Here is a 13,080-nt window from a genome sequence, read left to right as displayed (position 1 = left end):
AGGCCGATGAAGACATTGAAACAACAAGTTTTGTTTTTGCTTGTCGCTTTTTTATCAGTATTTGCTTTTTTCTTGTACCAGGAAGATATCACGCGTTTCTTTCAATTAGGTGACATCTATCTTAAGTCACGTCTGTATAAATATGCTTTTTCTATCCTATTGAATTATGCTTTTATCAGCCTGTTCTATTTGGTGTTAAGAAAAACCTTTGCAACGATTTTACTGAGCCAGTTTATTATTTTTTTACTCAGTTTTATCAATATTAAAAAAGAGCAGTATCTTTCAGCCAGCTTAGTCCCTAGTGATTTTTTATTATTTAAAGAAACCTTTATTGCTTCACCCATCTTATTAAAAATTGCTGTTTTTGCTGCGATTGCGGTGTTTATTGCATTGTTTGTATTTTTATATCGAAAAGAAAAGTTAGGCACAAAACCCTTACTCTTGACCAATAGCATTCTATCTTTTGCGATTCTTGGATTTTTTATTACTGCGAATTTTAAAAATAATTTTAGTGAATCCTGCGCCAATGCTGCAAAAAATTCGCTTTGTCAGTATGCACAATACTTACCCAACACACGTGGTGATTGGATTGGTGATCACTTAACTATTCGATATTTGGGATTTCCAACATTCTTTTTTTCTAAGTCTGTGGATGGCTTAAACAATAAAATCTTCCAGACTGAAGTGATTCCTGAAGAAAAAGTGGCGACGCTTTATCAACCGATGATGGATGAAAATCAACAAAAGACAACATCAAATCTAGAATCCGAGGATCAGCCACAGCAACAACTGCCCAATATTATTTTTGTCATGAGTGAGTCGCATTGGGATGCCACAAAATTAGACAAGAGCATTCCTCGGAATATCACCCCAACAATCAATAAAAATCAGGTCTCTACTGTACTTTCCCCTAGCTTTGGGGGCGGTACTGCCAATGTTGAATTTGAAGTATTGACCAGTTTAAATACCTATTTGAACCACAATGAATTGGCTTATGTATCGAAACTCAAACGACCGACCTACTCGTTGCCGATGTATTTAAATAGCTTGGGTTATGAAACAACAGCTATGCATAACAATGGTAAATATTTTTATAACCGTAGCGCTGTTTATCAAAATCTAGGTTTCAACCGTTTTACCTCGATTGAAAATATGATCAACATGGCTGATCGTGCCAAATACATCAATGCTGCAGGTTGGGCAACAGATGATTTGATTTATAACAGCATCGAAAATCAACTGAAGAATACCGATAAGCCACAATTTATCTATGCCATCAGTGTTGAAAACCATCCGATGTATAGTGATGATCGTTTTGGCAAAGACCATTTTAAAATCACCAAAGATGGCATCAGCGATAACAGTAAACGTGCACTGAATACCTATTTAACAGGGATGCAGCGTGCTGACGATAAATTGAAAATGCTGATTGAAAATGTCCAACAACTTGAGCGTCCTACGATTGTTGTATTCTTTGGTGATCACTTACCCAACTTACAGAAAGTGTATGATGAATATGGCTTTTTCAAATCCGAGCAAGAAAAAGCTGAAAAGAAAGATGTGCGTTTCTTTGAAACCCCACTTGCTGTATGGGCGAACTTTCCAATTGACCGAAAGCAATTTAAAGGACCTTTTGTTGCTGCACACTTCCTTGCACCTAAAGTACTTAAAGCAGCCCATGTTCCTCTTTCACCCTATTATCGCTTTGTGAACAATGTCAGTTCTTGTTATCGTACTGTTCATCAAACTGGAATACAGACACAAAAATCTTGTGAATTTAATCAGGCTGAGATTTTACAGCAGTACAAAGACATGAATATGGATGTCTTGAATGGCAAGAACTTTACTTACCAGATTTTAAAATCGAAAGCTGAAAGCTGATGGTCGGTTCAGGAAGATTCTGCTGAATCTTTCTGATCAACTTTTTGTTCAATCTGCTGTTGTTGATCATTGTTTTTGACTTCAAACTCTTTGCTTTCAAAATCCTCACGGCGAGGATCTCCAGCCATCAGCATAAATGTAATCACTGCAAATAGAAAAATCAGAATTTTCATAAAATGCCCCGACAACTCGATAAAATTTCGACCATTCTAAAAAGACTTGTTTCAAAATCCTTGAACACTCTGTAGATAAAACACAGGACATTGTGCTGATTTATGTATCTATTGACGTAAATAGATGATTGGAAGCTTAAACATGTAATTTTACGCAAATGATGTGGTCTTTGATCAACTCAAAAAATAAGGTGCAAAGCGCACCTTATTTCCAAGCTGAACAGGCAAATACTGAAAGATTAAGACTCAATAAATCCCATATATGGATCAGAGAAAGAGTCTTTACCCGTTTCAATACGTCCAGCAAAACGGCGTTTAAAGGAACTGTCGCCTTCGATCATGACGGTAAAATCATACCAACCTCCAAAATCAGACATGTTCCAGTTCAATTCTTTCTCCGTAGATGCTGTTTCAATATTCCATGTTTTATTTGGCAGATAGGCATTGGCTTTTACCATCAGTTTTGCAGATTTGCTTGCATCATGACGAACTTTTAAATAGATCTTTGGATCACACTCTTCAACACACACCCGTACTTCTGCCAACGACTCTGCCTGTACAGATTTAGTCAGATCTCCAGCAAAACCACGATGGAAACCGTTGGGTCCCAATACCCATAAATCATATTTTCCATGACTGGTGTTCCACAGGTCATCCAACTGCTTTCCTGCTTCGACCATATAACGACGAGGGATCGCTTCAAGATTCAACTTGTCGTAAACGTGGAATACTGCTGCATGTGTGCCTGTATTGGAGAACATCAGTTTGACGGTTTTTGCAGCCAAATCGACTTTAGCACTGCTATGTAAAATATAAGGCAAGGCACGTGAGAAACGTGTTCCTAGCTCTTGAATCGGATAAACCTGACTCAATGGACGGGAAACCTGTGGCAATAAGGCTTGTGCATTACGAATCGCATCCGCCTCACTTTTGCTTTTCTTACCCATCAATTCTTCCATCGCAAGTGTATTCGGATTTTTAAAGTCAAATGCTGTCAGCAAATCGCCGCACACTGCTCGTCGATATGGACTAATATTCGGTTCCTGTACTCCAAAACGTTGTTCCAAGAAGCGAATCACTGAAGAATGATCAAAGACCTGTGAATTTACCCAGCCTCCACGACTCCAAGGCGATATCACATACATCGGCACGCGAATCCCTGGACCATATACTCCCACACCATTACTGACTTTGGGGTCAGTAAAGTTCGGTTGCCCTGTGGAGGCTTTAGGATGCGTTGCATATTCATAAGAAATTTGTTCATCGGTTAATGTGGTTTTACCTTGCATTTGACCAGAACTGTCTTTAGATGGCGCACTTGGTGAAGGTACATGGTCAAAGAAACCATCATTTTCATCAAAATTCACCAATAAAACGGTTTGGCTCCAAATTGCAGGATTTTCTGTCAAAGCATTCAGGACTTCTTGAATATACCAAGCACCTTGGACAGGGCTTGATGGTCCGGGATGTTCGCTGTAGGTTGCAGGAGCGACCATCCAACTCACTTGTGGCAATTGGCCTTTGGCAATATCTTCTTTAAAGGAACCCAGAAATCCTCCATCAGGCATGGTGTTGGCAATCCCTTTATACAAAGGCTGTGTTGCATCAATTGCAGGATCGTAAGCCGGGCATACAGTATCATTATTGACAGGTTTACCCGACAACTCATTGGCACGACGATATTGCTTAAATCCTGCCAATGGATTATCGGTAAAGTTATCAGGCATATTTTGATAAACTTTCCAGGTTATACCTGCTTGTTGCAAACGCTCAGGATATGTCGTCCAATCATAGCCCGTGGTTGATGGACCGATACTGTCCAAATCATTCACCACACTTGCCACACCTGCAGCTTTAGGACCATTCGAACCAGTCCACAAGAACATTCGGTTAGAGTTCGTACCTGTATGCATGGCACAATGATATGCATCACATAAGGTAAAGGCATTGGCAAGTGCAAACTGAAACTCGACTTCTTTCTGTTTGTAATATCCCATCGACTGAGGTTGTTTATATTGTACCCAATTCCCCATTCTTCCGTGGTTCCAAGCAAACTGACCATCGGTCCATGAGTGGGGTGTACCACTGACACGTTGCGCATTGCCACGAGTACTGTCTAAATGGTAAGGGAAAATTTTATTTTTATCTTTGTCATATTGTTCCCACACTTTGCGGTTGTCTGATAGTGGAATCGTAAAACGATCGCCAAAGCCTCGAACACCTTTGAATGTTCCAAAATAATTATCAAATGAACGATTTTCTTGGGTCAAAATAATCACATGCTTTACATCTTTAATTGTGCCTGTTTCAACTTTGGCATCAATCGCTAAGGCTTTTTGAATGCTGGCTGGAAAGCTGGCTAATGCAGCTGTACCAAATATTGTTTTTGTTGAATTGATTAAAAAATCGCGACGTTTCATGTGAGTATCCTTATATTTTTATTATGGTGCGCAATGTACTTTACAGGTGGGTGCTGGCGGATTCGTCGTTGATGTTTGGTTGTTATCATCATTACAAGCACTGAGCACTACACTCAGACTCATAATTGCAATCAAGAGGAAATTTCGCATTGTCCTGTCCATGAAATAAAGGTAGCCATAGTCAATACGATCCCAATGACAATAGGGTGAAGCTTTAATGGCAATTTCATGACGATCAGAATACACAACAAAATTTTTCATATAAAAAAACGCATCCGAAGATGCGTTAGATTTATAGTAATTTTGGATGATGGTGCAATTACCAACCCAAGGCTTCTTGCTGTTTTTTAACCAACGCTTGAATCCCCTTTTCAGCCATTTCTAACATTGCATTGGATTGAGCGCGGGTAAAAGGCTTGTCTTCTGCTGTACCTTGAATTTCGATAAATTCACCCGCCTGTGTCATCACCACATTCAAGTCAGTTTGGCAGTTCGAATCTTCTTCATAGCAAAGATCAAGCAGTACTTCATCTTGGTAGATTCCGACTGAAATTGCTGCAACCAGACCTTTTAAGGGATCTTGTTTGATTTTTTTCTTCTCTAACAACACATTCATGGCATCAATCAGTGCAACTGCAGCACCAGTAATTGAAGCAGTACGTGTCCCACCATCCGCTTGAATCACATCACAGTCGATCGTAATCGTATTCTCACCCAACTTTTTCAAGTCAACCATTGCACGTAAGCTACGACCAATCAAACGTTGAATTTCTTGAGTACGCCCTGATTGCTTGCCACGAGCAGCTTCACGGTCACTGCGGGTATGGGTAGAACGTGGCAACATGCCGTACTCCGCAGTGACCCAACCTTGTCCTTGTCCTTTTAAGAAACGAGGTACTGAATTGTCAATACTTGCAGTACACAGCACTTTTGTATGACCAAATTCAACCAATACAGAACCTTCCGCATAACGTGTGTAGTTACGAGTAATTTTAACTTCACGTAATTGATCTAATGCACGTTGGTCGATACGCATAGTGTGTCCTTATTGGATTCAAAAATATTGCGGCTAAGTATAACAGATACTCTAGTGTTGGTTTTGTTACAAGATGGTGGTTTTTGGAATTGCTGAATATATGCCGCTTATTGACTGATTGATCCAAGCCTGTTGGATACCATACTCAGGGTATCATCTTAAAAAAATAATGTGATGAACGTGAAAGTTTTCATACTTCACGATGCCGAAATAAATTAATACATAAAGCAGCCACACTGCAAATTAACAATACTGCTGACAAATTTTGCACCCAACCAGCCAAAATTAATCCTCCACCCAATAATAAATAATACATCAAGCCCAGTAGTGCGCCTGCTGTCCCTAAACATTCCGGATAGTGTTTAAGTGCAGTTGCGAGAAGATTGGGAATAGCAAGTCCATATGCAACCATGATCAACAGTGCTGGAAAAATAAATAACCAACTCTTTATGGCTAAAGAAATGCAAATCAAAACACTTCCCAAAATTGCAATCAACGCAGCAATTGAAACCAAAATATGCGGGTTTATATCTTTATTCAGCAGAGATTTATTCAGCAATGCACCTAAAACTGAGCCAAATGTTAGACAAAGACCACTTAACCCAAACAACCATAATGAGGCTTCTAATCTTTGAAAATAGAAAGGAGAGAGTTGGTAGTAAGCAAAAAGATTCATATTAAAGAGTGCGACCAAAAATGCGGTTTTCCAAATATCACCATCTTTCAGCAGGATGATAAAAGTATGACAAATAGGAACTTTTTTGCTCTTTTTAATAAGGGTTTCAGGCAAATCAACTACACACCAACACATCAGTATGATCGAAAATAGTGCTAAACCCAGAAATACACCTTGATATCCCCACCCTGTTGTTATGAATGCCCCTAGCACCATACCCAGCACTGGACTGAGCGCAAGCAAGATGCCAATGACAGAAAAAATCTTGACCAGTTCTTTAGCTTTGAAAATATCTCGGATCATGGTTTGTGTTCCGATTGAACCCACAGCAGCACCAAATGCAGAAAGAATTCTGGCGATGATTAAATCATCAAAAGTGCTACAGAAAATTGCAGCGATTGAGCCTATTGCATAAATCAACAATCCTCCCAGTATCGAATTTCGTCTTCCTAGAATGTCACACATCTGTCCCCAAAAAACGATGCCCAAAGCAAAAGCAATAAAATATAAAGAGATCGTTTGACTCGCCTTTTCAGCACTTATATGAAATCCATATGCAATATGAGGCAATGCGGGGCTGTAAATCGTTTCAACGACTTGAGGAAACATCATCAAAACAGCCAGTAGACAAAATATAGATTTCTTTAACATTTTCTTTTCAATGCGCTTAATTAAACCATCAAGAAAAATAACAAAATCAAATTTTGAGAGATATAATCATAAAAGACATATTATTTATAAAATCGGACAAACAATGGCATGGTTAGCGGCAGATGCTGATTTTAATCCCGATCAACTCGGATTAAATGTTATTGGTATTGCTTCTGAAATTGCTCGACATGATTCAGGAGAACATTCCCACAAAATGGGACAACTGCTCTTTACCAACAGTGGCAGTATAAGAATTACTTTGTCTGGTCGGTTATGCATCCTGCCTCCAGCACATATCGCCTGGATTCCGCCGGATACCGTGCATCGCGCTGAAATGAGTCAAGTGACTGGCTATCGCTCGGTATATATCAATACCGATCAATACACAGCGCTTCCTAAAGAAGTCAAAGTATTGCAAGTCAGTTGCTTATTAAAAGAAGTTTTGGAAAGAATTGCTTTTGCTGATTTTGCTTCAGATTGGTCCAAGCGACCTTATTTAGATTTATTCAATGTAGGACTGAATGAAATTGAAGCTGCAGCATCGGTATCGGTCATTTTACAGTTCCCCACAGATCATCGATTAAGAAAATTTTTAGGTACTGAATTGCTTCCCAATTTAAACATATTCGCCGATTTGGTTGGACTCAGTGAAAAGACCATTGGCAGAATTTTTTTAAGAGAAACGGGGTTGAATTATCAGCAATGGCGGCAACAATGGCGTTTTCTGAAAGCGATAGATTTATTATCTAAAAATGAAAAAATAGCCGTGATCAGCCATCACCTGGGTTTTTCCTGTGAGAGTGCCTTTATTTCCTTTTTTAAAAGAATATCTGGGCAATCACCGAGAATGTTGATTAAAAAAAATCAGCTATGATTGAATACCCAACTGGATTTATAAAAATTTTTTATATCTAGAGAAAGAACCCCATTGATCTCAACAAGGTTCTTTCGAGCTTATAACTTTTTAAATAAAACTACCTGTAAAATATCATTTAAGCAAAAATACCTTTTACTCTTTGCACGGACTGTGTAATCGCTGTCGTCCAATTATTGGGTAAAGAGCACTTGGCTAGACGCATCCACACACTACCAAACTGCTTAAAGAAATTGGCTTCATTATAATTGATGCCATATTCTTCACATAAGGCTTTGATCTTAGGTGCAACTTCTGCATAACGGTTGGCAGGCATATCTGGAAATAAGTGATGTTCAATCTGATGACTTAGATTACCACTTAAAATATGCAACCAATCCGTTCCGGTAAAATTGCTCGAACCACGAATTTGGCGCAAGTACCATTCCGCCCGTGTTTCATTTTCAACATTATCTGCTTCAAAAGTTTCAGCATCCTCAGTGAAATGACCATTAAAAATCACGGCTGAAGACCATAGACTACGAATCACATTGGCTATTGCATTCCCTGCCAAAACTGGCAGTGCATTTGGTCCTGCGATCAATGGAAAAAATACATAATCCTTTAAAATCTGACGGCGCGCTTTCTTACGAAATTTTGTAGCATCAGCCCAAACTTGTTTCCAAGTTTTGGTTTTGTAGACCAAAGCATCTTCTAAATGCAGATTCTGAACACCGACATACCATTCAAAAAACACCATCAATTGAATCGCCAATGGGATATTGAATAAAAAGCGCGGTTCCCACTTTTGTGACTCACTGACTCGAAGCAATCCGTAGCCAACATCATGGTCTTTCCCGACAATATTGGTATAGGTATGATGCACATAATTATGGGTATATTTCCAATCATCCCCTGTTGCCATGGTATCCCAGTCATAGTTTGCTCCATTCAAACTTGGATCATTTAACCAGTCGAATTGTCCGTGCATGACATTATGTCCAAGCTCCATATTCTCAACAATTTTGGAAATACCCAACAAGCCAGTGCCAATGACCCAAACTGGTGGTATCCAACCGCCAAACATCAACATTCCACGGGATGCAATTTCACTATAACGCACAAAATTTCGGATTTTATAAATGTACTTGGCATCTTGTTCACCCAGGCTGTCCATCACTTCACGGCGGATTTCATCCACCCGACGACCAAACTCTGCTGTTTGTTCAGGGTTTAAATGTTTCGATTTACTGTTTGGAAAATTGACTGACATATTCATTGTTTTACTCCTCAGCGCTTCATTTTTAGAAGCTTTCGCTGAATTTTGGGTACAACTTCCTACGTCTAGCTTCAACAGAGCAAGAAGTTGCTTAAATTTATTGAAATGATTACTTTAATTTACAGGTTAATCACCACAGGACTGATTGCCTGGCTGATACACAATTTAATTTGAGTATTGCTATCGTGGTCAATTTCACCCGTGAGTATATTCTTGGTTGAACCACTCACTTTAGTACACGTACAGGTATTGCAAATCCCCATACGGCAACCATGTGTTGGTTTCAATCCGGCATGTTCAGCACTCTCAAGAAGGTTAGAACGCGCTTCAAACTCTTGTTGTGAGCGTAAAAAAACGATTGGTTGTGCTTCTAGGCTTTCGTCTACTGCAATCTGGAAATATTCCTGTTTTAAGCGCGCTGTAATATTCAAATCCTGATAAATTTGATTGATGCTTTGCATCATGGCATTCGCACCGCAGGCATAAGTTTGTCGTTGTTGAAAATCCGGAACTAAACTTTCCAGTAAAACAGTTGTTAAATGCTGTTTCTGCTGAACGGTGTTGATGTAATGATAGTTAAACTTTGGATATTGCTGAAAAAGTTGTTCCAAATCTGCATGAAAGGCTTCATCACGGCTAAAATAAATCAAATCTACACGACGGTTTGCATCCATCGTCAATGCCGCAAGCAACAGCGAGTAAATTGCGGTGATTCCACTGCCAGAAGCAATCAATAGCAATGGGGTATGATCTTGGTCTAAAACAAAATCACCTTGAGTTTGAGAAAGTTCAACCACACTTCCAAAAGCCAACTGACTTAATACAGTGGAAACTTTACCTTGTTGTTTAACAGCAATAATAATGTCGCCATTATTCAAAAATTTCACTACAGAATAACTGCGTTGTTGACGTACACCTGCAATTTCAACGGTAACCAGAATACTTTGCCCTGCTTTAAATTGCTGATGTTTAAAATTACGATTTGGTCTTAATTGAATTTGGTAGAAGTCAGCGCTCAATGCACGTGTTTTAACAACAGTGGCTTTGACCTTTTTCCAAGCCCAAACAGGATTGATTTTTTCTGCGATAAAATCGACAAAATCCTCACGAACCCATTCTGGCTGATACTGCATATAGCTACTCATGTGACGTTCCTCTTTGTGCTTGCTATTTATTGAGTGAACAAACGTTCTTTTAGTGAACATATGTACACTATAATCATTTTTTTAATTCAGTCAACACCTGTACACTGACATTCGTCGTTTAATTTATTATTTTTTTTGATAGACTCATCACAACCAAAAACTATGGATGTCCAAATGTCGATACGCGATGAACGTAAACAACAAAGCCGTCAGGCTTTACTTGATGCTGCTTTAACCTTAAGCACATCAGGTCGTTCATTTTCGAGTATCAGCTTAAGAGAAGTTGCACGTGAGGTTGGTTTAGTGCCCACTGCGTTTTATCGCCATTTTCAAGATATGGATGAGTTGGGTAAAGAGCTGGTCGATCAAGTGTCGCTATATCTCAAAAATGTGTTACATCAATTGGGCAAAGGTCTCGCTCATCCTGAAGCCAAGACCAAAACCAGTATGGAATTATTCTTTGAAGCTGTAGACAGTAGCCCTCAACAGTGGATTTTTATGATTGCAGAACGTTGGGGCGGTTCAGAAATTGTTCGTCGCGCCATTTCAAGAGAAATCGACTTTTTAAATGATGATCTCGCCAGTGATTTAAAAAAATTTGAAGTCATTGAGAATTTTCGAGATGAGAGTGACTTAAAAGTGATCACCAATATTCTGATTAATCTATCTTTTACTTGGGCAATGTCTTGGATTAACCTCTCCCGTCAATATTCAGGTATCGAACTTGAATTACAGAAAATGGTCTTAAAAAAGCAAGCTGTGACTCAAATTCATCTCATTTTCAAAGGGATTGAAAATTGGGAAGTCAAAGCATCTTAAACCTCCCCTACTTAAATTTCTAAAGGATTGTTGACAGTGATTCAAGTTAATGTAAAATTTACTGGAACACTCATTCCAATACAAACAATCTATGCGTAACAAAGAATTTGAACCTGATGAAATTGCAGATGCAGCCATGCAGGTCTTTTGGCAAAAAGGATACGCCGCAACTTCTGTACAAGATCTGGTAGATGGTACTGGGCTGTCACGTAGCAGCTTGTATAATACCTTTGAAAATAAACACACACTCTATCAGGAAGCGCTAAAACGCTATCAGGCCATCACGACTGCAAACATTCAAAGATTGACTGGTGATGCTTCTGTTCAAGAACGCATACGTCAATTATTGCTTTCAATTCTTGATGATGAATTAAAAGATCCACAGCAGAAAGGCTGTATGGTTGCCAATGCTGCCTTGGAACTTGCGGCACATGACCAAAATGTTGCTCAGCATGTAAGACATAATTTTCAACGTCTACAGCAAGCTTTAATGCAGTTAATTGTTTATGGACAACTTAGCGGTGAAATTTCATCTGATAGAAATCCTGAAGCCTTGGCTTATTTTTTGGTCAACACTATTCAAGGAATGAGAATACTGGGTAAAGGCAGTGATTTAGCTGAAAGGCAAAAAATTTTACAGTATGTCATTGATATAACAATGCTGTCTCTCTAATTTTAAAGGTCAAAATGCTTTCAAGGTTTTGGCTTTTTATTTTGTTTATTTTGGAACAATCATTCCAAAATACACGACAACATGCTTATCTTGAAGCAGCGAGAATTGAATATGATGAAAATATTTATATCCAAATATATGAATAGATTAAATTTATTGACTTCAACCGGTCATGCGGGACCAGTCACAGCAAGTCCATTGGAAGCTCAATTGTGTGGACAGATCTCCCCCCTTTTTACAGCTCAGGAAATCCTGCATGTCTGATCATCAAAAATATCAAAAGCAATCAACACCCCACAATACTGTTGAAAAATTACCTGTATTTCAAATACTTGCTTTTACACTGGCAGGCTTTCTTGCCATCATGACGGAGACCCTACCCGCAGGATTACTTCCTCAAATCAGCCAAGGGCTAAATATTACAGAAGCTCAAGCCGGTCAATTCATTACACTTTATGCCTTAGGTTCTGTTATGGCAGCAATCCCCATCATCACCATGACACGTGACTGGAACAGGCGCCCTTTATTTTTATATGCAATTATCGGCTTACTGATCTTCAACAGTCTCACTGCAATTTCAACACATTATTATTTTATCTTGATGGCACGCTTTTTTGCAGGTATGTCAGCAGGCGTCATTTGGGGACTATTGGCGGGTTATGCACGGCGTTTGGTTCCTTTTCATTTACAAGGCAAAGCTTTGGCGATAGCCAGTGTCGGTCAACCTTTAGCACTTTCTCTGGGTGTGCCCTTAGCCACATGGTTTGGTCATTTGTTTGGCTGGAATCAAATCTTTTGGGCGATGTCTGTACTCGCACTGGTCCTCATCATCTGGGTACGCGTCATGATTCCAGACTTTCAAAGTCAGCCTCAACAATACAGCAAGTCTATTATGCAGGTCGTTTCGAGCGCAGGGATTTTACCTATCCTGACTGTCTTACTGTTTTGGATCTTGTCCCATAATATTCTCTATACCTATATTGCACCTTATTTAACTCAGGCGGAATTAAACCAACCTCTTGATCTTGTGCTGATGTTGTTTGGTCTGTCATCCATTCTTGGTATTTGGTTGGTGGGTTTGTGGGTAGATCGCCATTTAAGAATACTCACCCTAATCAGTCTGATTTTTTTTGCTTTGAGTTGCATCTTACTCACTGTTATCCATAACGATCTGATCATTCTGGCCTGTATCGCAATTTGGGGAGTGACTTTTGGTGGAGCACCTACCCTCTTACAGACAGCACTTGCCGATGCAGCCCGGGAAGATGCAGATGTTGCACAATCCATGTTGGTCACTGTTTTTAATTTAGCAGTTGCAGCCGGTGGATGGATGGGTGGAATGATCCTGAATCACTCAGGAGCATCCACGTTTCCACATTACATGCTGGCTATGATTATTGTCGCGCTGCTGATCGTGGGCTTGAGTCATCAACATGCTTTCAAAAGCGGTCAACGAAAGCTGACTTAAATATCC

The 13,080-nt window shown here is 39.4% G+C and carries 12 protein-coding genes; 5 read left to right on the top strand and 7 right to left on the bottom strand.

Going from position 1 to position 13,080, the window contains the following annotated elements; translation table 11 throughout:
• Nucleotides 1-6 precede the first annotated feature (6 nt).
• The gene (locus tag OSH00_RS19100; RefSeq protein WP_266131732.1) at nucleotides 7-1,881 is read left to right on the top strand and encodes an LTA synthase family protein; all 1,875 of its coding nucleotides are present in this window, start codon (nucleotides 7-9) and stop codon (nucleotides 1,879-1,881) included.
• A gap of 8 nt (nucleotides 1,882-1,889) precedes the next feature.
• Here the strand turns inward: OSH00_RS19100 and OSH00_RS19095 are convergent, their stop codons facing one another.
• The 5 genes from OSH00_RS19095 to OSH00_RS19075 form a co-directional block, all read right to left on the bottom strand.
• On the bottom strand, nucleotides 1,890-2,054 hold the full coding sequence (locus tag OSH00_RS19095; protein WP_005034741.1) for an ABZJ_00068 family colistin stress protein: 165 nt from the start codon (nucleotides 2,052-2,054) through the stop codon (nucleotides 1,890-1,892).
• A 239-nt stretch (nucleotides 2,055-2,293) separates the two neighbouring features.
• Entirely contained in the window at nucleotides 2,294-4,474 is a 2,181-nt protein-coding gene (locus tag OSH00_RS19090; RefSeq protein ID WP_266131731.1) for a phosphocholine-specific phospholipase C, read from the bottom strand.
• A 21-nt stretch (nucleotides 4,475-4,495) separates the two neighbouring features.
• Nucleotides 4,496-4,735, bottom strand: coding sequence for a hypothetical protein (locus tag OSH00_RS19085; protein WP_266131730.1), 240 nt, complete (start codon nucleotides 4,733-4,735; stop codon nucleotides 4,496-4,498).
• A 58-nt stretch (nucleotides 4,736-4,793) separates the two neighbouring features.
• Nucleotides 4,794-5,510, bottom strand: a complete 717-nt coding sequence (rph, locus tag OSH00_RS19080; protein WP_196076741.1) for a ribonuclease PH — start codon at nucleotides 5,508-5,510, stop codon at nucleotides 4,794-4,796.
• A gap of 190 nt (nucleotides 5,511-5,700) precedes the next feature.
• Complete coding sequence (locus OSH00_RS19075; RefSeq protein WP_266131729.1) at nucleotides 5,701-6,837, bottom strand: Bcr/CflA family efflux MFS transporter; 1,137 nt, start codon at nucleotides 6,835-6,837, stop codon at nucleotides 5,701-5,703.
• A gap of 103 nt (nucleotides 6,838-6,940) precedes the next feature.
• Here OSH00_RS19075 and OSH00_RS19070 point away from each other — a divergent pair, with 103 nt between their 5' ends.
• Complete coding sequence (locus OSH00_RS19070; RefSeq protein WP_266131728.1) at nucleotides 6,941-7,711, top strand: AraC family transcriptional regulator; 771 nt, start codon at nucleotides 6,941-6,943, stop codon at nucleotides 7,709-7,711.
• A 118-nt stretch (nucleotides 7,712-7,829) separates the two neighbouring features.
• Here OSH00_RS19070 and OSH00_RS19065 read toward each other — a convergent pair whose 3' ends face one another.
• Complete coding sequence (locus OSH00_RS19065) at nucleotides 7,830-8,969, bottom strand: fatty acid desaturase family protein (RefSeq protein ID WP_420909555.1); 1,140 nt, start codon at nucleotides 8,967-8,969, stop codon at nucleotides 7,830-7,832.
• Nucleotides 8,970-9,088: 119 nt separating this feature from the next.
• Entirely contained in the window at nucleotides 9,089-10,114 is a 1,026-nt protein-coding gene (locus tag OSH00_RS19060; RefSeq protein ID WP_266131727.1) for a ferredoxin reductase, read from the bottom strand.
• Between the two features lie 174 nt (nucleotides 10,115-10,288).
• On the opposite strand from OSH00_RS19060, the gene OSH00_RS19055 reads away from it, so the two are divergent.
• The 3 genes from OSH00_RS19055 (at nucleotide 10,289) to OSH00_RS19045 (ending at nucleotide 13,074) form a co-directional block, all read left to right on the top strand.
• Complete coding sequence (locus tag OSH00_RS19055) at nucleotides 10,289-10,933, top strand: TetR family transcriptional regulator (RefSeq protein WP_266131726.1); 645 nt, start codon at nucleotides 10,289-10,291, stop codon at nucleotides 10,931-10,933.
• 91 nt (nucleotides 10,934-11,024) lie between these two features.
• Nucleotides 11,025-11,606: a TetR/AcrR family transcriptional regulator gene (locus OSH00_RS19050; RefSeq protein WP_266131725.1), complete on the top strand. Its 582-nt coding sequence runs from the start codon at nucleotides 11,025-11,027 to the stop codon at nucleotides 11,604-11,606.
• Nucleotides 11,607-11,862: 256 nt separating this feature from the next.
• Nucleotides 11,863-13,074, top strand: coding sequence for an MFS transporter (locus OSH00_RS19045; RefSeq protein WP_266131724.1), 1,212 nt, complete (start codon nucleotides 11,863-11,865; stop codon nucleotides 13,072-13,074).
• The last annotated feature ends 6 nt before the right edge of the window (nucleotides 13,075-13,080 follow it).

The organism is Acinetobacter nematophilus (assembly GCF_026344175.1).
Lineage (GTDB): Bacteria > Pseudomonadota > Gammaproteobacteria > Pseudomonadales > Moraxellaceae > Acinetobacter > Acinetobacter nematophilus.
Note: the sequence above shows the minus strand (reverse complement) of the source record. Positions and strands in the feature narration are given on the sequence as shown.